This window comes from Dyadobacter frigoris (assembly GCF_005280585.1).
Lineage (GTDB): Bacteria > Bacteroidota > Bacteroidia > Cytophagales > Spirosomataceae > Dyadobacter > Dyadobacter frigoris.
This window is the reverse complement of record NZ_SZVO01000005.1, coordinates 442,724-465,054: the sequence shown is the minus strand read 5'-3', so window position 1 is coordinate 465,054 and position 22,331 is coordinate 442,724. Positions and strand designations below refer to the sequence as shown.

Sequence of the window (22,331 nt, the reverse complement as noted above, 5' to 3'; positions counted from 1 at the left end):
AAATACTATTTGCAATAATTTGCAATATTTAATTTAATAAATCATTATATTTGCAAAAAGTTGATTGTAGGTTTATGTTAAAAGAAGAACGTTTTCGGGTTATACTAAGTCAGCTTGGACAGGATCATAAAGTTCATTTAGCCGAACTCAGTAATGTTTTAAAAGTCTCCGAGGATACCGTGCGACGGGATATTAAGGAATTAGCCGACCAGGGATTGTTAAAGTCTGTCCGCGGTGGGGCTGTACCTCACTCGCCAGGCCCTCATCATTTTAAAGATCGAGTGGAATATGGAAACGAACAAAAGCGAATTATTGCGAACAAGGCTTTACGCTTTGTGAAAGATGGACAGGTTGCCATTTTCGATGGAGGAACGTCTGCTATGTTAATCGCTCAGGGTTTGCCAAAGGATATGCATTTAACTGTTGTGACAAACAGTTTTCCCATTGCCAGTATTTTAGAAGAGCATGAAAAAGTAGAAGTGTTATTCGCCGGCGGACGGCTTTTGAAAAATTCCTTTGTTACCATTGGAAATGAAACCATCCAATATTTCCGGAAATTCAGAGCAGATATATGCTTTTCAGGAATATGCAGTATTCATCCTGAGCTTGGTGTAACCGGTCCGGACTATGAAGAAAGTGAGGTGAAACGGGCCATGGTAGAATCTTCCAGAGAAATTATAGCGCTTTCGACCGTGGAAAAACTTGGAACGGCTGAGGCGTATTATGTTTGTCCGACCAATCAATTAACAACGATTATAACCGATCAGCCGGACAATCTGGATGTATTTGAAATCTATAAATCGATGGGAATCAAGATGGTTTAATCTTCATCTTCGGATGTTTGTTCGATCTTATTAAAAGTGTCATCCATCGTTTTCGTTTCCTGATTCAAAACATTGGCAAATCCCAGCATATAGGCAATGCTGAGATACCTGAGCCACTTTATGACTCTGAGTATTATCTTATTGATTTTCATGATTCCTGAATTGAAGTAATAAAACAAGCCGAAACCTTACTTCCTGAAATGGGAATTAAAGGATTGCCTGAGCAATAGATTACCTGGCTTTTCGACAAAAAGAATACTAGGAATTGCGCAGAAAGAATACCTGCTTAAGAAATGAAATCAGGAAGATCGTCAGAAATATTAGAACTCAAATTACGGCTTCTGAAATGAAGAATGATATTTTGAGATAATAATTCAAACAGAGATGATTGTCTTATTAAGGCAATATGAATGAGGTTGTTAAGTTTTTTGGACAACAGATTTATTCGAAGAAAATTGAAATCAGCAGTCTGAAAGTAGGTGCTTTTTATTGGACCTATGGAGAATTTAGCAATATTTTCCTTCTTGCCGGAATTTAAAATTAACTGGTCAACTCGTTCAACTACGACCGGTTTTCCAAATTGCAGATTGTTGTGATAATAAGAAATGCCAGATGACAGAAACAGGAAAAACAACCAACTGAAAATTGGAAGTTTAAATTTATGATATCGCTGTTGTTTCATATCCAATTCTTTATTTCGCTCCCATCCGTATCGCACCATCCAATCGTATCACTTCACCGTTTAACATCGGATTTTCAACAATGGATTTTGCTAACAATGCATATTCTGACGGTCGTCCCAGGCGTGATGGAAATGGTACTTGTTGTCCCAAAGATATCCTCGCTTCTTCAGGCAAATCCATTAATAGCGGCGTTTCAAATAATCCTGGTGCTATGGTCATTACGCGAATGCCTGCTTTGGCAAATTCACGTGCAATAGGCAAAGTCATACTTACAATCCCACCTTTGCTTGCGGCGTACGCTGCCTGTCCCATCTGACCGTCATAGGCTGCTACGGAAGCTGTGTTAATGATTACGCCACGTTCACCTTCTGTATTCGGTTCGTTTTTCTCCATAGCAAAACCGGCCAGGCGAATCACATTGAACGTTCCAATCAGGTTAATTCGAATTGTTTTTTCAAAAGCTTCCAACGAATGCGGACCGTAAACTCCATCCACTTTTCCAATGGTTTTTCGGGCAATTGCTATACCGGCGCAGTTAACAACAATCTGAATCGAACCAAATGTTTCCAAAGCTGAATTAATAGCCAATTTTACATCAAGCTCATCCGATACATCTGTTTTTGCAAATTTTAGTTTTCCGGAAAACTCCTGTTCAAGTGCTTTTCCGGAAGTTTCGTTGAGGTCAAGGATAACAACATTGGCTCCTTGTGAAAGAAATAATCGTGCTGTCGCTTCACCAAGTCCCGAAGCGCCGCCGGTAATAAGGGCTGTGGAGTTTTGTAGTTGCATGAAGTGTGAGAGCTAATTATTATAAATCACTTATCACTTCGAACTCTATTTAGTATATGCTCAGGAATTGGATGTTTTTCTAAGAATGCGCGGGCTTCATCGTTTTTTCTTTGCGCCGCCGCTGGTATTGGTAAGTCATTTAGAGATTTATCAATAATTATAGCACCGTACTTTGGTACTTTTTTTACGTCTTTTGGTTGTAATGTTTTCATGACAAAAATATTTAGTTATATCTAAGTTATTATACTTTTACCAATTAAAAAACTTTCGAATGATAAGTTTGACTCAAACGGAACCCACTCCTTATCAATCCAGCCATAAATTTCGAAATCATTTTTAAGATCCAAATGGACCTTATTTATTGCAATTTGATACAATCGCGTTCGAGATTGTGAGCTACCGGTAAATTGAACCAGCTTGCTTGGTCTTACAGTCAGAAATAACTTTATGGCCTGCATTACGGTCGCTAATACCCTCCTTCATATCACCATTATCTGTAACAGATAAATCAGTATATTCATCAGTAACCGGATCGTAATCTAATAAAGCCAAATTGCATGGATTGCCCAGTAAAGAGATAATTATTACCTTCTCAAAAGTACCTCTCTTTCCAATGCTTTGAAATTGATATATGGAGTTGTCTTCATTGATGTGTAGTGTGTATGGTTTGCTACTCATTATATCATATTTCTATCAGAACTAGTTTACACAGCGCTTCACAGAGAAAAAAAGTAGAATCGTAGAGATAAACATTTTATCCACGAGACTTTTAAGTTTTTCGAATATTGTGATTCACATATCTAGTACGTAACAGATCAACATAAGTTACAAACACCCAAGAAAAAAGGAGCCCCACAAAGACAAAAAATCTCTGTAAACCCGCACGGCGTCCGCTCCTTTTTAAACTCTTCTAACTCTGTGTTTCCTAAAATTAATTCCTTTTAAAATGAGAAGGAACAGGATACTTTCTCAATGTTTCTCTTGCCTTTTCGGCTTTTTCTAAGGCGATTTGTGGAACAGGCAAATTGTCTAAAGAAGGATCATATATAATTCCTCGCTCGCTCGCTTTCTTGATATTTTTTTCTAAAACTTTCATCTTTATGAAAATTAATTTCATCTAAATTAAATCTTTTTTTTAATTAAAAAACCGTCGAAATGAATATTACGTTCGAATGGATACCATTTTTCGTTTTTAAGCCCTAGTATAATCAAATCTTGATTATCAGAGTTATAGATTTTGTTAATAACAATTTGATAAAGTCGAGTTCTCGAAGGAGTGCTTCCTTCGAAATAAATTTTCTTGCTTTGGTATTCGATTAAAAACGCGGTTACAGCTTTTATGACAGTGGCAAAAATTTCCGGCATATCACCATTGTTGGTTACTGATAAATCACTGTATTCCTGAGAAGTGGGATTGTAATCTAATAAAGCAAGATTGTAAATATCATCAGCTAACAATTGGAATAAAATCACCTTTTCAAAAACACCTCGTTTCCCAATGCTCTGAAATTGAAAGCGGGTATGGTCTTCATTTATATTTAGTGCGTATGGTTTGTAATTCATTAATAAACGAGACTATTGTCTTAGGTTACACAGCCCCACAGAGGAAAAAGAGAGCCACAGAGTTTAAGATTTTCATCAGAACATAATTTAATCTTTCGCCAAACAGATTCTTATCTAATACGTAACAGATCAACATAAGTTACACAACCAAAAGAAAAAGGAGGTTCACAAAGACAAAAATCTCTGTGAACCTCCTTTTTAAACTCCTCTAACGCTGCGTTTTCTTAAAACCTAAGAAACAACCTCAATCTTCACTTTCAATAAAAATTCATCCATTTCAATCTCATTGGCAGAACCGTTAAGGTCTCCAACCAGGCTAAGATCCAATGCCTGAACTTCCTGACAGATATATTCCCGGTTCGCAGTGACTGCGCTTGCCAATAATTCATCATTGTTTTGAAGCGTGATTTTGATTTTATCCGTTACTTCAAATCCACTATCTTTGCGAAGATTTTGAACACGGTTTACGAAATCACGCGCGATACCTTCCAGACGCAGTTCGTTGGTAACGGTAATGTCAAGTGCAACCGTTAAACCATTTTCGCTCGCAACCAACCATCCCGGAACGTCTTCAGTATAGATTTCAACTTCGTCGATCAAAATCGCAGCCACCGGATGAAGATCAGTAATCAAATACTGGCCGTCCTTTTCCAATTGCTTGATTTCTGTATTGTCCCAAAGTTTGATTTTCTCTGCAACAGCCTGCATATCCTTTCCGAATTTCTTACCCAGAACTTTAAAGTTAGGTTTCGCTCTTTTATGGAAAAATCCGTCGTTATCGTTGATTGCATCAACGTCTTTAACATTTACTTCCGATAAAATAATCGAAGCAACCTGCTTAATCTGGCGATTGGTTTTTTCTGTCAAAGCCGGAATCAGTACTTTGGAAAGTGGCTGACGTACTTTTAATTTATGTTTTTTACGGATCGAGTGAACCAGCGAACTGATCGACTGTGCCATTTCCATTGCTTCTTCCAGATCAAGATCGATGTCGTTATATTCAACAAGCGGCCAGTAAGTCAAATGAACGGAATCGAATTTTAATAAAGAATCCGCTTTTTTAGCTTCTTCTCTGATTCCATCCGTCAGGCTTTTATACAACCATTCCGCAAAAAACGGAGCGATTGGCGACATCAGCTGAGATACCGTAACCAGACAATGCTGCAACGTTTCATAAGCCGCTTTTTTATCTTCTGTCAAGCCAGCGTTTTCGCTTGAAGGATTCCAGAAACGGCGACGGTTCAAACGGATATACCAGTTTGAAAGCTGATCGGTCACGAAATCCTGAACCAGACGTCCTGCTTTTGTTGGGTTATAATCATCAAACTGCTCGCCAACTTCTTTGATCAGCGTATTTAGTTTTGACAAAATCCAACGATCCAATTCCGTTCTGCTTTCCACAGGAACAGACGTTGCTTCGTGGAAATTATAACCATCGAGATTCGCATACAAGGCGAAGAAATTGTAAGTATTTACCAGTGTTCCGAAAAACTTGCGCTGTACTTCCTGGATTCCGTCGATGTTAAATTTAAGGTTATCCCAAGGTTCCGCATTGGTGATCATGTACCAGCGCGTCGCATCAGGACCATATTTCCCCAGCGTTTCAAATGGATCAACAGCATTTCCAAGACGTTTGGACATCTTGTTACCATTTTTATCCAAAACCAAACCGGTTGAAACAACGTTTTTAAACGCTACCGAATCAAACAACATGCCGGCAATTGCATGCAAAGTGAAAAACCAGCCACGTGTCTGGTCAACCCCTTCGGAGATAAAATCTGCCGGGTAACTTTCGTTGAACGTTTCGTTGTTTTCAAACGGGTAATGCCATTGTGCATAGGGCATCGCACCAGAATCGAACCAAACGTCGATCAGGTCCGGCTCACGGAACATGATATTTCCCTGAGATGAGACGAAATAAATAGTATCAACATAAGGACGGTGAAGATCAAAATCTCCTTCGCCAAGTTTTGTAAGGTAAACGGCATTGCTTTCTGCTTGCTCTGCTGATAATTTACCTGAAGCGTTTGCGTTTTCAAGGAATTCTTTCAGTTCGCTGATCGCACCAACACAAACTTCTTCGCCAATTTCACTGCGCCAGATCGGAAGCGGTGTTCCCCAGTAACGAGAACGTGACAAATTCCAGTCAACCAGGTTTTCCAGCCAGTTTCCAAAACGGCCTGTACCCGTACTTTCCGGTTTCCAGTTGATCGTTTTATTTAATTCAACCAGCTTATCCTTCATCGCAGTCGTTTTGATAAACCAGCTATCCAATGGATAATATAAAACCGGTTTGTCCGTACGCCAGCAATGCGGATACGTATGTTCGTATTTTTCAACTTTGAACGCTTTTCCTTCTTCTTTCAGTTTGATCGCGATCAAAACGTCCGTTGCGCGGAATTCAGGATCAGCCTGTTCTTCTGCCGAATAATATTCAGGCTTCACAAAACGGCCTGCATAATCTGTAATTTCTTTAACAAAACGTCCGCGACGGTCAACGATCGGTACCTCTTTTCCGGTTTCGTCTTTCACCATGATACTCGGAATACCATTGGCGTGAGAAACCCGGAAATCGTCCGCACCAAAAGTTGGAGAAGTATGAACAACGCCGGTACCATCTTCTGTAGTTACAAAATCACCGATAATCACGCGGAAAGCGGGTTTGTCCGGCTGAACGTATGGCATCAATTGCTCGTACTCAACGCCTTCCAGATCTTTTCCTTTAAATTCTTTCAAGACAGTCCACGGAAGCAATTTTTTATCGCTCGCCGCATAGCCTTCGAAATCTCCGTCTTTTCCTTTTTCGGTAAAATATTTTCCGATCAGATCCTTAGCCAAAACCACTTCAACGGGCTCGTATGTATAAGGATTGAATGTTTTTACCAATACATAATTGATGTTGGCACCAACTGTCAACGCTGAGTTTGCAGGCAAAGTCCACGGTGTTGTCGTCCATGCCAATATGCGCAGATCAACCAAACCGGAAACATCAGCAAAAACAGGATAACTTTCCAAGGATTTCACCTTAAACATCGCCACAATCGTCGTATCCTTCACATCTTTGTATGTGCCGGGCATGTTCAATTCATGCGACGAAAGTCCCGTTCCGGCAGCCGGAGAATAGGGCTGAATTGTGTAACCTTTATAAAGTAAACCTTTGTCGTAAAGCTTTTTAAGCAAGCTCCAAAGGCTTTCGATGTATTCATTTTCGTAGGTTACGTATGGATTTTCAAGATCCACCCAGTAGCCCATTTTTTCCGTAAGATCATTCCATTGGTCCGTGAATTTCATGACCGTCTGGCGACATCTTTCATTGTATTCTTCTACCGAAATTGTTTTTCCAATATCATCTTTGGTAATTCCAAGTTCTTTTTCAACCTGCAATTCTACCGGAAGTCCGTGCGTATCCCATCCTCCTTTACGCTTTACCTGAAAGCCCTGAAGGGTTTTGTAACGGCAAAAAATATCCTTGATCGAACGCGCCATCACGTGGTGAATACCAGGTGTTCCGTTTGCCGAAGGCGGACCTTCATAAAAAGTAAAGGAAGGCGAACCTTCACGCGTATCGATCGACGCTTCAAAAATTTTATTGTCTTTCCAAAATTTCAGTATATCATCACCAATCTGTGGATAACTGAGGTTTTTATACTCTTTGTAGTTCATATTGGCTGTTAGCTATCAGCGGTAAGCTTTAAGCTTCGTTATTTGGCACTTGCTAAATTTCAGAGCGCAAATTTACGGATTTTTTGGGTGAAAGGGAAGGAGGCGGAACAATGATTACAGGTTAGATTTTGTAATATTGTAAAAATGGACAACAGAAATGGCAGATAAACTGATCGTAAGAGATTTTGGGCCTATCAAGAACGCGGAACTTGATATAAAAAAAACGACTGTATTGATTGGGCCACAGGGGAGTGGGAAGAGTACGCTGGCGAAGTTGGTGGCGATATTTAACTCCATACAAAACGGAGAAGAGAATCTTATAGAGCTGCTTTCAAAATATAGTATAAGCCGTAAATATGTTAGTACTAAAACTGTTTTGGAAAAAAGCAGAGTGGCAGATTCGTTTACTCGTAAAATATCATATCGGGATCTTAAATTAAATTACAATTTTGCTACTTCAACTACTGGAATAAAGGCCAAAGATTTTGATGATTTTAAGCACTTTTATATTCCAGCAGAGAGAACTTTTGTGCCACTTTTTATAGATTCGATATTTGATCTTTTAACCCAGGAAGTTTCCATACCTAGCTTCATTCTTGAATTTGCAAGAGAGTATTCAGTAGCAAAAAAGAAAATTAATTCTTTACCAGTAACTTATTTAGCCCTTTTTTATAAAAACGAAAATGGCAATGACTATATCTCAAATGGAAAATCAGGTGACATTCTTTTAAGCGAAAGTGCAAGCGGTTATCAGTCAATATTTCCGATGAAACTAGTTATTGAGAACAATGTAAATAAGGTTGATAATTTTTTTATAATTGAGGAGCCCGAGCTCAATTTATATCCATCAACACAGAAAAATTTGATCTATGATTTAACTGATAAATGCACTAAAAAGGGTAGCCAATTACTTTTAACAACGCATAGTCCATACGTCCTTTCTTCTCTAAATAATCTTCTTTTCGCATATAAAGTTGCTCAAAAACATTCTGAACAAACAGAAGAAATCGCAAAAATAATCCCCAAAGAATCCTGGTTAAATCCTGACGAATTTGCTGCTTATTTTGTAGCTGATGGAACGGTGCGTTCTATTACAAGTCCAATTACAGGACTTATTGCGGAAAATGAATTAGATGGAATTTCTGAGGATATTGGTGATGAGTTTAATGCTTTAATGGAAATTTATCGGACAAAAAATGAAACTAGCCATTGAAGATGCTTTTCCCAAAGTGAGTGATAGTGGATGCTTGCAAACATTTGAAAAATCCTTTGAAATTTATGACAGTGATGAAGAGCCAAAGCGTTGTTACGTAAGTAACAACGTGGATCAAGATGTAACTTTGCAGTTCTTAATCCTGGCAACAAAGAAATTAGTTTTGTCGCGATAGACAGTTGTATTTTTAATGTTAAAGACGCCAAGCGTTGCGATTGCGCAATATTTAGCATTGACGTGTTTTGCTTTTTGGAAATAAAGAATGTCGGTGTCAAACAAAGACGAAATTTACGAATTGATGCTCAAAAGCAATTAGCAAGTACAATTATTGAATTTATGAGTAGTGGCGTATCTTTCGATAATTATGAATTAGAAGCAATAATCAGCTTTGGTAATGCAAAAAGTATTTATCCCGTGGGAAGAGCGCAATCCCTGAATGCCGAGTTAGAATTTGAGGTAAGGTTTAATGCTAAACTTTTGGTTGGAAATGCACGAACCTTTTAGGAGACAAATATCCGGCATGGGTTAAATATTATTTATATGTTCGGAATGGAAGATTGAAATTTCCAATAACACAATCAAAACACCCATTTCAGCGATACAAACCTATATTTCTGCTATATTGCCATACGAAATACCAATCTCAAAATTAAATGGAATTATATCAACGACTTCTGCAAGCGAATAAAGACTGGGCGATTGAAAAACTGAAACTGGATGAAAATTATTTCGACAGACTTTCCGCAGATCAAAAACCTGATTTTCTTTGGATCGGATGTTCGGATAGTCGCGTGCCGGCTGAGGAACTAACGGGCTCACGTCCGGGCGATATGTTTGTTCATAGAAATGTTGCAAATCTTGTTGTCAGCACGGATATGAACATGTTGAGCGTACTCCAATACGCTGTTGAAGTTTTAAAAGTAAGGCATATTCTCGTTGTAGGACATTACGGCTGCGGCGGGGTTAAGGCAGCGATGACGCACCAGGATCTGGGATTGATCAATAAATGGCTACGCAATATTAAAGATGTTTACCAAAAATATGCAGCCGAACTGGATGCGATTGAAGATGAGACTGCCCGTGTTAACCGACTGGTGGAGCTAAATGTAGTGGAGCAAGTGAACAATCTTTTGAAAACAACCATTGTTCAGAAAGCATGGAACCACGGACAGAAACTGCATTTGCATGGATGGGTTTTCGGGCTTAACGATGGAATTATCAAGCCAATCGTTGATATGCCGGCGGGTACTGAAATTGCCGATATTTACCGATATGATTTTGAATAAAAAAAGGCGCAGAAAATTAAGCCCTGCGCCATTTTCATTTAAGTGCTTACACTTTATCATTTCTGATAAACACGAACATAATCTACTTCAAAACGTGCGGGGAATTTAGTTTTATCAGGATCTCCGCCATTGTCGCCACCAACGGCAAGTGTTAGTACTATATAATGCGGCTGACGAAATCCATTGGACTTTGGATCTATCGTATTGTAAGTTTTGTCCAAATCCTGTGTATTCATCAGAACATTGTCAACATATAATTTAATGCTTTTCTCATCCCAATCCATTCTCCAGACATGAAATTTCGAAGCCCATTCAGGATCCTTAAATTCTGAAATTGGTTTTTTTGCAGAGTTCCATGTTGCTTTCCATTTTTCGGATGAACCCCAGGCAACATTGGCAAGAAGCATACTCCGGTAAAATTCCATAATATCAATTTCACCATTATCGGGCCATTCTCCTTCATTCCCCAAAGTCCAGAAAGCGGGCCACAAACCGGAACGGGTATCAATTTTGGCACGCATTTCGAAACGGCCATATTTGAAACTTTGCATGCCTTGCGTTATCAGACTGGCCGAAGTATAATGAGCAGTGGCCCTTTCTTCTTTCCAGTTTTTGCTTCCGGCGATATAGCCGGGATTTTTCATTTCTTCTTTTCTGGTCTCTATGATCAGAAAGCCATTTTTACAGAAAGCATTGTCTTCCTGAAACCATTGATCTTCATGGTTTCTGACAAAACCTTTTTCTGCTTTCCAGTTTTTAGAGTCCGGTTTGCCGTCAATATTAAATTCATCGGACCAGACAAGTTTTTCCTGCGCCTTCAAAGAATTTATTGAGATGAAAACAAGTAATAAAATGATGAAGTATTGTCCGGTTTTCATGATAACAGTTAGTTAAACAGATTCCAGTGAAAAAGCCTGTCGAGGCCCATAATTACCCGCATTGGTAACGGCTCCAGCCAAATTATCCTGTTGTAACCCATTGTAAATACAAGCGGATGAAACACACAGATAAATGCCATAAACAAAAAAATGATCCGGATCGAGCGAAGTGAGCTATTTTTGAAAAGTACAAAAACGGACATCAGCAAAAAGGGAAAACCATATGATAATGCCCTGTCGATATCATGAACGTAAATTCCTGTTGACGTCAGGATGATAAAACCAACTGAAAGAACGAAAAGTAATGCGTATCTTTTGGTTAATAGCAAAGCCAGGAAAGCAGAGCCAAGTAAAAGCCACATTCCTTCAAAAACACTCCACAGACTACTGCCCAAGCCGTAGCGATTTCCATCCTGTAATAAAATCGGAGCCCAGTTGTAAGTGTAGCGGTGATCCGGAAAATAAGTTTTCCCAATATATATACGAATTGCAAAATAGACGATCCAGCTAACCCAAACTACCCATCCTCGCCCCCCAAAAGCATTTTTGATCAAAGTCCAGAATCTGAAATCACCTGTTTCATAAGCCTTGTTGACAATGCACCAAAGCAGTACATAACCACCAGCGATCACTGCACGTTCATCAGTGAAAAAAGCGGCCAGCATTAAAAAGAAAACGGCCGCACGCTTACGTGTGAAAAGGGCGTTTAGCAGGAAAAAATAAGCAAATGTATCGCCATAACCATGAATATCTGCATAAGGCCATACACCGATAAAAATATTGGAAAGTGATAAGACAAACAGGCAGGTCGTTACTTTATCATTTGAAATGGAAAACACATATTTCGCGATCTGATTAATAAAAGCAACACCGATAAGACCCTGGAAAAGTAAGATTAAAACAACATTATGACGGGTAACGTAAGAAAGCAAGGGAAGCGTCCACCTGTAAATCATAGCATCCCGTCGTACATATACGCCATATCCGATGTCGGTCGGATGTAAAAGATTTTCTGCCTGATGTTGAATAAAAGTCCACGCGTCCAGATTTCCTGTATGGTTCAGATGATGCCATAAAACGGTATATGGAGGAAATGCGAGGAAAATTGAGAGAGCGACAGAAAATAAAGTCAGTATTAGAATCCAATTTCTGGACCTTAATTTGAACTCAATCCACCCAATCAGTAAACGGTAGAAATTTTCAAAAAGCATGGCTTATTATTTAGGGGTAATAACGTAAAGTAGTATGCTAAGATAAAATAGTTAGAACTTCTTTTCCAAAAAACATTGAGGGGCAAGGCTATAATTTGCTTTAATGTTGTTCTTTAGACTTTTAATTTATTAAACGGTTAAATCTTGTTATTTATAATAAGATTTTGTTAATACATGTTGTTTAAGCCAGAATGAAGAAGATTATTAATATTGTCGGGAAGGCTGGTCTGGATGGTTTTTTGCTGGCGTTGATAAGTATGATCGGGCTTGCATATGTTTATCCTTATCCCGGCATGAAAAGTAGTCCGGTGCCGTTGGGAGAGATTGCAACATATGGTGTTTCGGTCATTTTCTTCTTTTACGGATTGAGGTTAAGTCCTGAAAAACTTAAAGCAGGATTGACTAACTGGCGTCTCCATACGATGATCCATTTTTCAACTTTTGTACTTTTCCCACTCCTTGCCCTGACCGTTCGTCCGCTTTTTAAAGGCTCTGAAAATGAATTGTTGTGGTTGTCTATATTTTTCCTTACCACTTTGCCATCTACTGTTTCATCCTCCGTGGTTATGGTTTCGATTGCAAACGGAAATATTCCGGCGGCAATTTTCAATGCCAGTATTTCCAGTTTGATGGGTGTTTTTATTACTCCGCTCTGGATGGGACTGGTGCTGGACAATGCGTCCGGTGAATATGATTTGCTGGGAGTAGTCGGAAAGCTGTCTTTGCAAGTAATACTTCCTGTTGGTTTAGGTATATTGATGAATAAGTCCTGGGGAGCATTTGCAGAAAAGTACAAAAAAAATATCCGCTATTTTGATCAGTTTACGATTTTATTGATTGTTTACACATCGTTTTGTGAATCTTTCGGAGAGCATTTGTTTAGTGGATTTGAGCTGCGGGACATCCTGTTTTTAGGTGCAGGAATGATTACTTTGTTCTTTGCCATCTATCTGTTGCTGAGCTTTTTTAGTCGAATGTTGCATTTTAGTAGGGAAGATGAAATAACAGCAGTATTTTGTGGTTCGAAAAAATCTTTGATTCAGGGCGCGGTCATGTCAAAGGTACTGTTTTCAGGAGCATCTTATGCAGGTGTAATGTTGTTGCCGATCATGTTATATCATGCTTTGCAACTCATCGCTGCAAGTGTTTTGGCACAGCGTATGGCAAGAAAAAATCGGAAAATTGCGGATTCTGAGTAGCCGGAGATTTTCTGAAAATCGATATTCTTAACAAAACAGATTACTATGCGATTGATTCCGTTCATCTTACGTTTACTTTTATTTGTACTTATTCTGGTAGGATTAAAATCGATGTGGGATAATTTCAGTTCAGGAAACTGGATTCCGGATTGGGTTTCGGGAAAAAATAAAACAGAAACGGTTCATACCCTGGTGTTGCAGGAAATGACTGCTATGGGAAAACTGGAACTGGTAAAATACAATTTTAAAGATGTAGTGGAACAGGAAGTTGTGAAAACCTGGCTTCCAAATGCAAAAGCTGTTTTGATTGTGCAGGGAGAAGCGATCGGTTGTGTTGATCTAAGCAAAATTCAGATTTCAGATATTACGTCAGAACAAGAAACGCTGGTAGTGCATATGCCCGAACCAGAGCTTTGTGTTTTCAAAATTGACCATGAACATTCCAAAGTTTATAATACCGAATATGCTTTTATGGAAGAGGGAAAGCTGGTGAATGAGGCATATTTACAAGCTGAAAAACAAATTCAAAAATCGGCATTGGATATGGGTATTTTGGAACAAACGAAAGAAAATGCCACGAAAATATTGACGCCAATGCTTGAAAAAGCGTCTGGCAAAAAGGTAATGCTGAAATTTCCGATGAATGCTAAAATAGATAAATTACGTTAATCATATCATTCCTATGCCCGTTAAAGGATTTCTTACCCAGGAAGATTTTCAAAATAAAGTTAAGCTTGAAGAAATTGAAACCGTAATCGTAGCCTTCACTGATCATTATGGAAGGCTTATGGGAAAGCGGGTGGATGCAGATTATTTTATAGACAGTGTTTTGGATTCCGGCACGCACGGCTGTGATTATTTGCTGACTACCGATATGGAAATGGAGCCTGTACCGGGCTATACTTATGCTAATTGGGAATTGGGCTACGGCGATTTTCATATGGTTCCCGATCTGTCAACATTGAGAATGGCGGATTGGCTTGAAAAAACGGCATTGGTTATTTGTGATGTTTTTGATGAAAAAAAACACGCACCTGTGCCGGTTGCTCCACGTTCCATCTTAAACAAACAGCTTGAAAATGCCGCAGATTTTGGTGGTTTGAAATGTTTTGCGGCCTCGGAACTTGAATATTATCTGCTTGAAGATACTTACAAAGGAGCATTTCAAAAACATTACCAGGATTTAACACCCGCCGGATATTATTTGGAAGATTATCATATTCTTCAAGGCACACGGAATGAAAAATATACGTCCACAGTCCGCAGACATTTGAAAAATTCGGGTGTTCCCATCGAAACTTCAAAAGGCGAATGGGGACTTGGCCAGCATGAATTAAATGTACGTTATGCGGAAGCGTTGCCTATGGCCGACAATCATGTTATTTACAAACAATGCATGAAAGAAGTAGCCGATGCAATGGGTTTTTCTGTCACATTTATGGCGAAATTTGCGACGGGACAAGCAGGTTCTAGCAGTCATATTCACATGAGTTTGTGGAAAGATGGAAAAAACGCTTTTGCCGGTGATCAGCAATTTGGCCCGGTGAAAGGGTCGGATATTTTTCGTTGGTTTCTGGGCGGATGGATTAAACATGTACCGGATGTTATGCCTTTTTATGCGCCAACCGTTAATTCTTACAAACGATTTGTAGATGGTTCCTGGGCCCCGACGCGACTTGCATGGAGTTATGATAATCGCACTGCGGGTTTCCGTGTCGTTGGACATGGGGCAAGTATGCGCATCGAATGCAGAATTCCGGGTGCTGATTGTAATCCATATCTAGCTTTTGCTGCTTCATTAGCATCAGGTTTGGCAGGAATTAAAAATAAAATTGAACCGCCGGAATGTTTTGTAGGTGATATCTATGCCGCAGCACATTTGCCAAGAGTTCCGTATACATTAGCAGAAGCCACAACGCTTTTTGAGCATAGTGAATTTGCAAGGGAAACGTTTGGAAAAGATGTGGTTGAACATTATTCGCATTTTTTCAAAACAGAACAACGTGCATACGAKATGTCGGTGACTGATTGGGAGAGGAAAAGATATTTTGAAAGGATTTAGGAGAAATTTTGGACCGCGGCAGGAGGGCTCCTAAGGAGCCTGGATTTTGCGAGAAGAGAATTGATTGCTATAAACAGGATGCTCCGATGGAGTGGGGTCTTAGGAAAGGAGATTTTTTGAATGGGAATTAATACAAAGAATTAGGAATTATTCAGCCGCTTAGCGGCTCCCTGTTTATAGAAATGAATTATTACCGGGCAAGGTTTGGCTCCGTAGGAGCCTCCTGGAATTATCCGGATATTATTAAAATACCAATTTTAACAAACTCAATTACTATAAAATTTTAATCCCTTAATACATAACCCAATGCGTTTAGAAAATAAAGTAGCCCTCATCACCGGTGGAAGTGGTGGAATTGGCCGTGAAACTGCTCTTTTATTTGCCAAAGAAGGAGCGAAACTAGTTATTACAGACGTAAATGATGTTGCCGGACAGGAAACAGCAGATATGATCACAGCCGAAGGCGGAGAAGCTTTTTATCTTCATGCCGATGTTTCCAAGGCTGCGGATTGCGAAGCGATGGTAGCATTTACAGAAGAGAAATTTGGAAAATTAAATATCATGTTCAACAACGCGGGTATCATGCATAGTGATGATGATAATGCGATGACAACCGAAGAATCCATCTGGGATTTGACGATGAATATCAATGCCAAAGGAGTTTTCTTAGGTTGTAAATACGGAATTCCTGCCCTTCAGCGTGCTGGCGGCGGCTCTATTATTAACACGGCTTCTTTCGTTGCAATTCTTGGGGCTGCAACACCGCAAGTTGCTTATACGGCCAGTAAAGGGGCAGTTCTGGCTTTAACAAGGGAATTGGCAATCATTCATGCACGTGAAAATATCCGGATCAATGCTTTGTGCCCTGGACCTTTGCGGACGGAATTATTGATGAAATTTTTAAATACTGAGGAGAAAAAACAACGTCGTCTGGTTCATATTCCAATGGGACGTTTTGGCGAAGCTAGGGAAATGGCATCTGCTGTTTTATTCCTTGCATCGGATGAATCTTCTTTTGTTACAGGTACTGATTTTCTGGTTGATGGGGGAATTACATCTGCTTACGTAACACCATTATAAGATCAAGATAGATCAAATTTTTTGAATCATGCAAAAAACAATAAGCCCTATCGATGGGTCAATATATCTGGAGCGGCCGCTTGCGACAGACGAAATGATTGAAAGTGCTTTGGCAAAAGCAACCGAAGCACAAAAAGAATGGAAGAAAACAACGGTTCGGGAACGTGCTGCTTTTTGTTTAAAAGCGGTGGAATATTTTGTGAATAATGCTGACGAAATTGGTTTAGAGCTGACCTGGCAAATGGGCCGGCCTGTGCGTTATACAGCGAATGAAATTAAGAAAGGATTTCAGGAGCGTGCGAAATACATGATTTCTGTTGCAGAGCAGGCTTTAGCTGATGTTGAAGTGGAGGAAATCGCCGGTTTTAAAAGATTCATCCGTCGGGATCCGGTTGGGGTAGTTTTCGTGGTTGCGCCATGGAATTATCCTTATCTGACATCTGTCAATTCTGTTATTCCGGCAATTATGGCTGGCAATACGGTGATTTTAAAACATGCACAGCAAACGCCGCTTTGTGCTGAACGTTACGCTGAGGCTTTCGCTTACGCAGGTTTGCCCGAAGGTGTGTTCCAATATTTACATTTAAGTCACGAGCAAGTAGCAACGGTTATTGCAGATACGAGAACTTCCTATGTAGCTTTTACTGGTTCGGTAGAAGGCGGTCACGCCGTTCAGAAATCAATCAATGAGCGTTTTATTGTTGGTGGTTTAGAATTGGGTGGAAAAGATCCTGCTTATGTTCGTGCGGATGCGAATGTTGCTGATGCGGTTGAAAACTTAGTGGATGGTTCGTTCTTTAACTCTGGCCAGTCTTGCTGCGGCGTTGAAAGGATTTATGTTCATGAAGATGTTTATGAAGCCTTTGTTGAAGGTTTTGTTGCGCTGACAAAAACATATACTTTGGGCGATCCGCTTAATGCTGATACGACCTTGGGACCAATGGTAAGAACTTCTGCTGCTGTTTTTGCTCAAAAACAAATTGAGGAAGCCGTAGGTCAGGGTGCAAAAGCATTGATTGATACAGCGCTTTTTCCGGCACACAAAGCAGGAACACCATACATGGCACCTCAGGTTTTGGTCAATGTAGATCATACCATGCAGGTGATGACGGAAGAAAGTTTTGCTCCGGTTGTAGGTATTATGTCTGTGAAAAGTGATGAGGAAGCGATCCAATTGATGAATGACAGCCAATATGGTTTGACTGCTTCTATCTGGACCAGCGATATTGATGCAGCTTTGGAAATCGGAGCGCAGGTAGAAACCGGAACCTGGTTCATGAACCGCTGCGATTATCTGGATCCGGCCTTAGCCTGGACAGGTGTTAAAAATTCGGGTAGGGGAGTGACGCTTTCAAAAGTAGGATACGAGGCTTTGACAAAAGCAAAATCTTTCCACTTGAAAATAAGTTAGGTTACACAGAGGACTAAGAGTTAAAAAAGAGGTACACAGAGTTTGATTTTACTTAAACTTGTGTACCTCTCTTTTTTGTTACTCTGTGCCCCTCTTTTTACCTCTGTGTCACTCTGTGAAACCTACTTGCGTGCGCAGCAAATCTTCCAGTGTTTCGCGTCTTCTGACCAATTTGGCAATACCGTTATCTACCAGAACTTCGGCAGGGCGGAAGCGGGCATTGTAGTTTGAGCTCATTGTGAAACCGTAAGCACCTGCGTTTAGAAATGCCAGGACATCACCCTGACGAACTTCGGGTAATGGACGATCGGTTGCGAATGTGTCTGTTTCGCAGATATAGCCAACAATTGTATAATCTTTTTCTTCTCCTGCCGGATTTGAAACGTTTAAAATATGATGATAAGAACCGTACATCATCGGTCTGATCAGGTGATTTAAACCTGAATCAATATGAACAAATGTGCGGGCCGGATCTTCTTTTACGACCGTTGTATTAACCAATAGATACCCACATTCACTTACCAGAAATTTTCCTGGCTCAAACCATAATTGTAGCTCGCGGCCATATTTTGCACAGAAATTTTTGAAACGCTCCGAAATTTTGTTTCCCAAAAGCTCCATATCCGTGATAGGATCATTTGGTTTGTAGGAAACTTTAAATCCTCCGCCTAAATCAATAATTTCAAGATCCGGGAATTGTAAAGCAGCTTCAAAAACAATATCAGCAACCTGCAAAAAAGGCTCGGCATCTTTAATATCAGATCCTGTATGCTGATGTAAGCCGATTACTTTGATATCATATTTTTTGACAACTTCGAGAATCTGATCCAATAGCAAAACAGAAATCCCGAATTTGGAATCTGCATGTGCTGTCATGATTTTTATATTTCCACCTGCAGCAACATTTGGTTTCAGACGGATCAAACACGGTTTTGTGTTTCCATACGTTTGTCCAAACCATTCAAGCAGCGGAATGCTGTCGACATTGACAATTGTGCCTGCTTCAACAGCTGTTTTTACTTCATGAAAAGGAACACCGCTTGGCGTGAACGTGATTTGTTTTGTATCATATCCAGCCAGTTTTCCCATTTCCAGTTCGCCGGTTGAAACTACATCAAGTTCTACACCAATTTCACGCATCAATTTTAAGATCGCAAGATTGGTATTTGCTTTGCAGGCGAATTTGATTTTCATGTTAATGCTTGAAAAAGCATTTTGCAATTCCTTTACTTTGCGACGAATTGTTTCGCCATCGTAAACATAAAGCGGACTGCCGTATTCTTCAATAAGCTGAACCGGATCGATATTTTGTATTGTATATGTATTTTGTTCTGAAAGCTGCATTGGGAAATTGAATTGTATTCGTTTATAATTAAATGATTTAATCCCGATTTAGTTACAATACTTATCAAGATAAACTGCCATTTCTTTTTGTAAAACCTGGGCTTCTTCTTTCGCTTTTTCTGCGAAATCTAAACCGTTTCCTGCGTAAATAATACTTCTGGATGCGTTCACAAGCAATCCGCAGGCTTTATTCATACCATAACGGGAAACCTCTTCCAGATTTCCTCCTTGCGCTCCAACGCCCGGAACAAGCAAAAAATGATCGGGTACGATGGTGCGGATATTAGCCAGATCTTTCGTCTGGGTTGCTCCCACGACGTACATCATCCGATCGGCACCGGCCCAGGTTTGTGAAGTTTTTAGAACCTGTTCGTATACCAACCCGTCTTTTGTTTCAAGTCTTTGAAAATCTGCACCTCCGGAATTAGAAGTTAAAGCCAGCAGAATTACCCATTTTCCTTCAAAATCAAGAAACGGTGTTACGGAATCGCTGCCCATATAAGGCGCTACTGTAACCGAATCAAAATTTAGTCCTGACGATGATGGATCGAAAAAGGTACGGGCATAAAGTCCTGACGTATTTCCAATATCACCTCGTTTCGCATCGGCAATTGTGAAATGACTTTTAGGAATATATTCAATCGTCTTTTGTAAACTTTCCCAACCTTTTGCACCTAATGCTTCGTAAAAAGCAATGTTTGGTTTATAAGAAACGCAATAATCGGCAGTTGCGTCAATAATCTGTTTATTGAATTCAAATACCGGATCGCTCTCTTTCAACAAATGAGCAGGGATTTTACGTATATCTGTGTCCAGGCCTATGCAGAGATAGGATTTCTTTTGGGAAATGTGTTCAAAAAGCGCTTCGTATGTCATGTTATTTCGAAATAATGTGCCGAAATTACAACCTCTGCAAATAGATTCATAAATTTGCACACACATTAAATGATTACAATCTTTAAAAAAGATAATTTATAACATAACTATGCAGATCCGCGAAACCTCCATTGCCGGTTTAGTAGAAATTATCCCACGCGTTTTTCAGGACGACAGAGGATTCTTTTTCGAATCGTACAATGAAGAATTATTTAAGAAATTAGGCTTGCCGACAAACTTTGTTCAGGATAACCAGTCATTCTCGATCAAAGGTGTGGTGAGAGGTTTACATTTTCAAAATGCGCCATTTGCTCAGGGAAAACTGGTTCGCGTGATTTCAGGACGTGTGCTGGATGTAGCGGTAGATATCCGTCCGGACTCTCCGACATTTGGCAAACATGAAGTTTTTGAACTGCGCAGTGATACAAATAATATGGCTTATGTTCCGGAAGGTTTTGCTCACGGATTCGTAGCGCTTGAAGATTCTGTGTTTAGTTATAAATGTACCAACATCTACAATAAAGGAGCTGAATCCGGGTTGTTATGGAATGATCCGGACTTGGGAATTGACTGGGGCGTTGAGAATCCGATTGTTTCAGAAAAGGATATTATCCTGCCTTCTTTTAAAACGTTATTTGAAAAATACGTTTAAGATATTTGAAGGATAAGATCGCCGAAATAATTTGGCGGTCTTATTTTTTTATTTTTCAAAAAGTTCTTCCAAAGCTTTTGAAGCTACTTTTCCGGCAGAATTTGGATTTTGTCCGGTAATCAGCCTTTCATCCATTTCGATAAATTCAATAAAAGGAATCATGGATTTGGTATAATGTGCGCCGCGTTCCCTAAGTTTATCTTCTAAGTGAAAAGGTATTTCGCTAACAAAACTCATCAGGGTATCCTCCACGTGCGAAAATCCTGTCAGGTATTTATCATTGATCAAATAAGATCCGTCTGAAAGTTTTACATTCAAAAGTCCGCTTACACCGTGGCAAACGGCTGTTACCATGCCTTGATTTTCATAAATCGTTTTTGTGATTTCCTGTAATTCTGTATTGTCCGGAAAATCCCACATGCCGCCATCTCCTCCTGTAAAAAATATAAGACGATAATCTTTTGCTACGACTTCGGAAGGGCTTAGTGATTTCTCAAACTTGGCAAGAAACGCAGCATCGTTAAAACATTTCTGGTTGATTTCGTCTTTCAGGTCAAAACTTCTTTCATCGATCGGAATTGTCCCGCCTTTTGGACTTACAATATCAACCAATACTCTTCGTCTCGTCATTGTATCATAAAAATGCGTTAACTCGCTCATCCATAATCCTGTTTTTCCTGTTTTGGAAGGATAAGAATCATGGTTGGTACAAACAATAAGTACTTTCATTTTATCAATGATTGAATGAGAGAATTTGGAATGATAGAATGGGGGGTAATTCTGTTATTCAGCATGTGTCAAAGTTTATCTGAACACTTTGGAAAGATAAAATAAAAAGTTTGTGATATACCGATAGCGGTAAAGATTTCGAGGTGAATGTATACGCCAAAAAATTTGATCGGGCTGCCTAATAACCAAAAGCTAATCGCCAACAGCTATCAAAGGAGTTGATTTTTATATGCAAAAGCAACGGCTGCCGCAGTAGTTTTTGTGCCTGTTTTTTCAAGTACACGCAAACGGTGGCCTTCTACGGTACGCACACTGATAAATAATTTTTCACTGATTTCCACAGTCGATAGTCCGTCGCAGATTAGCTGAAGAACTTCTTTTTCACGGGCTGAAAGTGCTACGTTGCAGGAGTTTGGGAAAAACGGATGTTTGTTGGGCTGGCGGTTCACCATTTTTCGGTGCATTGCTTTGGAAACAAAATCGTTGTAATAAAAACCTTCTTCGGCCACACGGCGGATCGCTTTTTCCACTTCGTCCGGACTTGTATCTTTCAATAAATAGCCCTGAACGCCTTTTTCCAGCATATGAATCACAAAACGATCCTCATTGTACATCGAAACAACGATAATTTTGATATCCGGATAACGCTCAAATGCCAGCTCTGTTGCTTGAATTCCGTCCATGACAGGCATTTGTAAATCCATAAAAACAATGTCAGGCATATTATCCGGAAGCTTGTCCAGGAGTTCCTGCCCGTTTGCCGCTTCCAGAACGAAGTCAAAATCCGGAACATTACTCAGCATGGAAATGAATCCTTTTCTGAACAATTCATGGTCGTCGGCTATGCCCAGTTTCATGGTCTTTATTT

General features: G+C 39.7%; 26 protein-coding genes. 12 read left to right on the top strand and 14 right to left on the bottom strand.

All coding sequences use genetic code 11. The features are described from left to right. Positions 1-74: 74 nt before the first annotated feature. Entirely contained in the window at positions 75-824 is a 750-nt protein-coding gene (locus tag FDK13_RS13440; protein ID WP_137340501.1) for a DeoR/GlpR family DNA-binding transcription regulator, read from the top strand. On the opposite strand, the gene FDK13_RS35400 is transcribed toward FDK13_RS13440, so the two are convergent. After that, positions 821-976, bottom strand: coding sequence for a hypothetical protein (locus FDK13_RS35400; RefSeq protein ID WP_170982793.1), 156 nt, complete (start codon positions 974-976; stop codon positions 821-823). The two genes, FDK13_RS13440 and FDK13_RS35400, sit on opposite strands and share 4 nt — an antisense overlap. 254 nt (positions 977-1,230) lie before the next feature. On the opposite strand from FDK13_RS35400, the gene FDK13_RS36415 reads away from it, so the two are divergent. Continuing rightward, the gene (locus FDK13_RS36415; protein ID WP_262711818.1) at positions 1,231-1,362 is read left to right on the top strand and encodes a hypothetical protein; all 132 of its coding nucleotides are present in this window, start codon (positions 1,231-1,233) and stop codon (positions 1,360-1,362) included. Between the two features lie 154 nt (positions 1,363-1,516). Here FDK13_RS36415 and FDK13_RS13435 read toward each other — a convergent pair whose 3' ends face one another. The 7 genes from FDK13_RS13435 to ileS all read right to left on the bottom strand — a co-directional run bounded on the left by FDK13_RS13435 (position 1,517) and on the right by ileS (position 7,522). Then, positions 1,517-2,296, bottom strand: coding sequence for a 3-hydroxyacyl-CoA dehydrogenase (locus FDK13_RS13435; protein ID WP_137340500.1), 780 nt, complete (start codon positions 2,294-2,296; stop codon positions 1,517-1,519). Between the two features lie 26 nt (positions 2,297-2,322). Further along, positions 2,323-2,508, bottom strand: coding sequence for a hypothetical protein (locus FDK13_RS13430; protein ID WP_137340499.1), 186 nt, complete (start codon positions 2,506-2,508; stop codon positions 2,323-2,325). 21 nt (positions 2,509-2,529) lie between these two features. Next, positions 2,530-2,754, bottom strand: coding sequence for a DUF6934 family protein (locus FDK13_RS36620; protein WP_374756097.1), 225 nt, complete (start codon positions 2,752-2,754; stop codon positions 2,530-2,532). Next, the gene (locus tag FDK13_RS13425) at positions 2,693-2,974 is read right to left on the bottom strand and encodes a DUF6934 family protein (protein ID WP_137340498.1); all 282 of its coding nucleotides are present in this window, start codon (positions 2,972-2,974) and stop codon (positions 2,693-2,695) included. The genes FDK13_RS36620 and FDK13_RS13425 overlap by 62 nt, the downstream gene beginning before the upstream one ends. A 253-nt stretch (positions 2,975-3,227) precedes the next feature. After that, on the bottom strand, positions 3,228-3,392 hold the full coding sequence (locus FDK13_RS35395; protein ID WP_170982792.1) for a hypothetical protein: 165 nt from the start codon (positions 3,390-3,392) through the stop codon (positions 3,228-3,230). A 26-nt stretch (positions 3,393-3,418) separates the two neighbouring features. Then, positions 3,419-3,859 carry a DUF6934 family protein gene (locus FDK13_RS13420; RefSeq protein ID WP_137340497.1) on the bottom strand — a complete coding sequence of 147 codons (441 nt, stop codon included), beginning with the start codon at positions 3,857-3,859 and terminating at the stop codon, positions 3,419-3,421. Positions 3,860-4,090: 231 nt separating this feature from the next. Continuing rightward, entirely contained in the window at positions 4,091-7,522 is a 3,432-nt protein-coding gene (gene ileS, locus FDK13_RS13415; protein ID WP_137340496.1) for an isoleucine--tRNA ligase, read from the bottom strand. Positions 7,523-7,679: 157 nt separating this feature from the next. Here ileS and FDK13_RS13410 point away from each other — a divergent pair, with 157 nt between their 5' ends. The 4 genes from FDK13_RS13410 (at position 7,680) to can (ending at position 10,021) form a co-directional block, all read left to right on the top strand. After that, positions 7,680-8,735 (top strand): AAA family ATPase, encoded by a 1,056-nt coding sequence (locus FDK13_RS13410; RefSeq protein ID WP_137340495.1) that lies wholly within the window; start codon positions 7,680-7,682, stop codon positions 8,733-8,735. Next, entirely contained in the window at positions 8,719-8,910 is a 192-nt protein-coding gene (locus FDK13_RS13405) for a hypothetical protein (protein WP_137340494.1), read from the top strand. Before FDK13_RS13410 ends, FDK13_RS13405 begins: the two co-directional genes overlap by 17 nt. 74 nt (positions 8,911-8,984) lie before the next feature. Then, positions 8,985-9,239: a hypothetical protein gene (locus FDK13_RS13400; RefSeq protein ID WP_137340493.1), complete on the top strand. Its 255-nt coding sequence runs from the start codon at positions 8,985-8,987 to the stop codon at positions 9,237-9,239. A 149-nt stretch (positions 9,240-9,388) separates the two neighbouring features. Further along, complete coding sequence (can, locus tag FDK13_RS13395; RefSeq protein WP_137340492.1) at positions 9,389-10,021, top strand: carbonate dehydratase; 633 nt, start codon at positions 9,389-9,391, stop codon at positions 10,019-10,021. 56 nt (positions 10,022-10,077) lie between these two features. Here can and FDK13_RS13390 read toward each other — a convergent pair whose 3' ends face one another. Then, positions 10,078-10,899, bottom strand: coding sequence for a glycoside hydrolase family 16 protein (locus FDK13_RS13390; protein WP_137340491.1), 822 nt, complete (start codon positions 10,897-10,899; stop codon positions 10,078-10,080). Positions 10,900-10,907: 8 nt separating this feature from the next. Beyond that, positions 10,908-12,110, bottom strand: coding sequence for a hypothetical protein (locus FDK13_RS13385; RefSeq protein WP_137340490.1), 1,203 nt, complete (start codon positions 12,108-12,110; stop codon positions 10,908-10,910). 191 nt (positions 12,111-12,301) lie between these two features. Between FDK13_RS13385 and FDK13_RS13380 the strand changes: the two genes are divergently transcribed. From FDK13_RS13380 to FDK13_RS13360, 5 genes are all read left to right on the top strand, one after another. Continuing rightward, positions 12,302-13,309: a bile acid:sodium symporter family protein gene (locus FDK13_RS13380; RefSeq protein WP_137340489.1), complete on the top strand. Its 1,008-nt coding sequence runs from the start codon at positions 12,302-12,304 to the stop codon at positions 13,307-13,309. A 45-nt stretch (positions 13,310-13,354) separates the two neighbouring features. Beyond that, positions 13,355-13,978: a DUF4230 domain-containing protein gene (locus FDK13_RS13375; protein ID WP_137340488.1), complete on the top strand. Its 624-nt coding sequence runs from the start codon at positions 13,355-13,357 to the stop codon at positions 13,976-13,978. Between the two features lie 13 nt (positions 13,979-13,991). After that, positions 13,992-15,371: a glutamine synthetase family protein gene (locus FDK13_RS13370; RefSeq protein WP_137340487.1), complete on the top strand. Its 1,380-nt coding sequence runs from the start codon at positions 13,992-13,994 to the stop codon at positions 15,369-15,371. A gap of 306 nt (positions 15,372-15,677) precedes the next feature. Then, entirely contained in the window at positions 15,678-16,451 is a 774-nt protein-coding gene (locus FDK13_RS13365) for a glucose 1-dehydrogenase (RefSeq protein ID WP_137340486.1), read from the top strand. 28 nt (positions 16,452-16,479) lie between these two features. Then, positions 16,480-17,862 carry an aldehyde dehydrogenase family protein gene (locus tag FDK13_RS13360; protein WP_137340485.1) on the top strand — a complete coding sequence of 461 codons (1,383 nt, stop codon included), beginning with the start codon at positions 16,480-16,482 and terminating at the stop codon, positions 17,860-17,862. 108 nt (positions 17,863-17,970) lie between these two features. Here FDK13_RS13360 and lysA read toward each other — a convergent pair whose 3' ends face one another. Both lysA and pyrF read right to left on the bottom strand, forming a co-directional pair. Further along, complete coding sequence (lysA, locus tag FDK13_RS13355) at positions 17,971-19,206, bottom strand: diaminopimelate decarboxylase (protein ID WP_137340484.1); 1,236 nt, start codon at positions 19,204-19,206, stop codon at positions 17,971-17,973. A 48-nt stretch (positions 19,207-19,254) separates the two neighbouring features. Next, a complete protein-coding gene (gene pyrF, locus FDK13_RS13350) occupies positions 19,255-20,082 on the bottom strand; it encodes an orotidine-5'-phosphate decarboxylase (RefSeq protein ID WP_137340483.1) in 828 nt (275 codons plus the stop codon). A gap of 109 nt (positions 20,083-20,191) precedes the next feature. Here pyrF and rfbC point away from each other — a divergent pair, with 109 nt between their 5' ends. Then, complete coding sequence (gene rfbC / locus FDK13_RS13345; protein ID WP_137340482.1) at positions 20,192-20,734, top strand: dTDP-4-dehydrorhamnose 3,5-epimerase; 543 nt, start codon at positions 20,192-20,194, stop codon at positions 20,732-20,734. Positions 20,735-20,782: 48 nt separating this feature from the next. On the opposite strand, the gene FDK13_RS13340 is transcribed toward rfbC, so the two are convergent. Next, positions 20,783-21,463, bottom strand: coding sequence for a type 1 glutamine amidotransferase domain-containing protein (locus tag FDK13_RS13340; protein WP_137340481.1), 681 nt, complete (start codon positions 21,461-21,463; stop codon positions 20,783-20,785). A 209-nt stretch (positions 21,464-21,672) separates the two neighbouring features. Further along, entirely contained in the window at positions 21,673-22,329 is a 657-nt protein-coding gene (locus tag FDK13_RS13335) for a response regulator transcription factor (protein WP_137340480.1), read from the bottom strand. Positions 22,330-22,331: the final 2 nt, after the last annotated feature.

Bases quoted from the DNA above. Each gene is read 5' to 3' on its own strand.
- FDK13_RS13440 (WP_137340501.1), top strand. From the start codon at position 75: ATGTTAAAAGAAGAACGTTTTCGGGTTATACTAAGTCAGCTTGGACAG.
- FDK13_RS35400 (WP_170982793.1), bottom strand. From the start codon at position 976: ATGAAAATCAATAAGATAATACTCAGAGTCATAAAGTGGCTCAGGTAT.
- FDK13_RS36415 (WP_262711818.1), top strand. From the start codon at position 1,231: ATGAATGAGGTTGTTAAGTTTTTTGGACAACAGATTTATTCGAAGAAA.
- FDK13_RS13435 (WP_137340500.1), bottom strand. From the start codon at position 2,296: ATGCAACTACAAAACTCCACAGCCCTTATTACCGGCGGCGCTTCGGGA.
- FDK13_RS13430 (WP_137340499.1), bottom strand. From the start codon at position 2,508: ATGAAAACATTACAACCAAAAGACGTAAAAAAAGTACCAAAGTACGGT.
- FDK13_RS36620 (WP_374756097.1), bottom strand. From the start codon at position 2,754: ATGCAGGCCATAAAGTTATTTCTGACTGTAAGACCAAGCAAGCTGGTT.
- FDK13_RS13425 (WP_137340498.1), bottom strand. From the start codon at position 2,974: ATGAGTAGCAAACCATACACACTACACATCAATGAAGACAACTCCATA.
- FDK13_RS35395 (WP_170982792.1), bottom strand. From the start codon at position 3,392: ATGAAAGTTTTAGAAAAAAATATCAAGAAAGCGAGCGAGCGAGGAATT.
- FDK13_RS13420 (WP_137340497.1), bottom strand. From the start codon at position 3,859: ATGAATTACAAACCATACGCACTAAATATAAATGAAGACCATACCCGC.
- ileS (WP_137340496.1), bottom strand. From the start codon at position 7,522: ATGAACTACAAAGAGTATAAAAACCTCAGTTATCCACAGATTGGTGAT.
- FDK13_RS13410 (WP_137340495.1), top strand. From the start codon at position 7,680: ATGGCAGATAAACTGATCGTAAGAGATTTTGGGCCTATCAAGAACGCG.
- FDK13_RS13405 (WP_137340494.1), top strand. From the start codon at position 8,719: ATGAAACTAGCCATTGAAGATGCTTTTCCCAAAGTGAGTGATAGTGGA.
- can (WP_137340492.1), top strand. From the start codon at position 9,389: ATGGAATTATATCAACGACTTCTGCAAGCGAATAAAGACTGGGCGATT.
- FDK13_RS13390 (WP_137340491.1), bottom strand. From the start codon at position 10,899: ATGAAAACCGGACAATACTTCATCATTTTATTACTTGTTTTCATCTCA.
- FDK13_RS13385 (WP_137340490.1), bottom strand. From the start codon at position 12,110: ATGCTTTTTGAAAATTTCTACCGTTTACTGATTGGGTGGATTGAGTTC.
- FDK13_RS13380 (WP_137340489.1), top strand. From the start codon at position 12,302: ATGAAGAAGATTATTAATATTGTCGGGAAGGCTGGTCTGGATGGTTTT.
- FDK13_RS13375 (WP_137340488.1), top strand. From the start codon at position 13,355: ATGCGATTGATTCCGTTCATCTTACGTTTACTTTTATTTGTACTTATT.
- FDK13_RS13365 (WP_137340486.1), top strand. From the start codon at position 15,678: ATGCGTTTAGAAAATAAAGTAGCCCTCATCACCGGTGGAAGTGGTGGA.
- FDK13_RS13360 (WP_137340485.1), top strand. From the start codon at position 16,480: ATGCAAAAAACAATAAGCCCTATCGATGGGTCAATATATCTGGAGCGG.
- lysA (WP_137340484.1), bottom strand. From the start codon at position 19,206: ATGCAGCTTTCAGAACAAAATACATATACAATACAAAATATCGATCCG.
- pyrF (WP_137340483.1), bottom strand. From the start codon at position 20,082: ATGACATACGAAGCGCTTTTTGAACACATTTCCCAAAAGAAATCCTAT.
- rfbC (WP_137340482.1), top strand. From the start codon at position 20,192: ATGCAGATCCGCGAAACCTCCATTGCCGGTTTAGTAGAAATTATCCCA.
- FDK13_RS13340 (WP_137340481.1), bottom strand. From the start codon at position 21,463: ATGAAAGTACTTATTGTTTGTACCAACCATGATTCTTATCCTTCCAAA.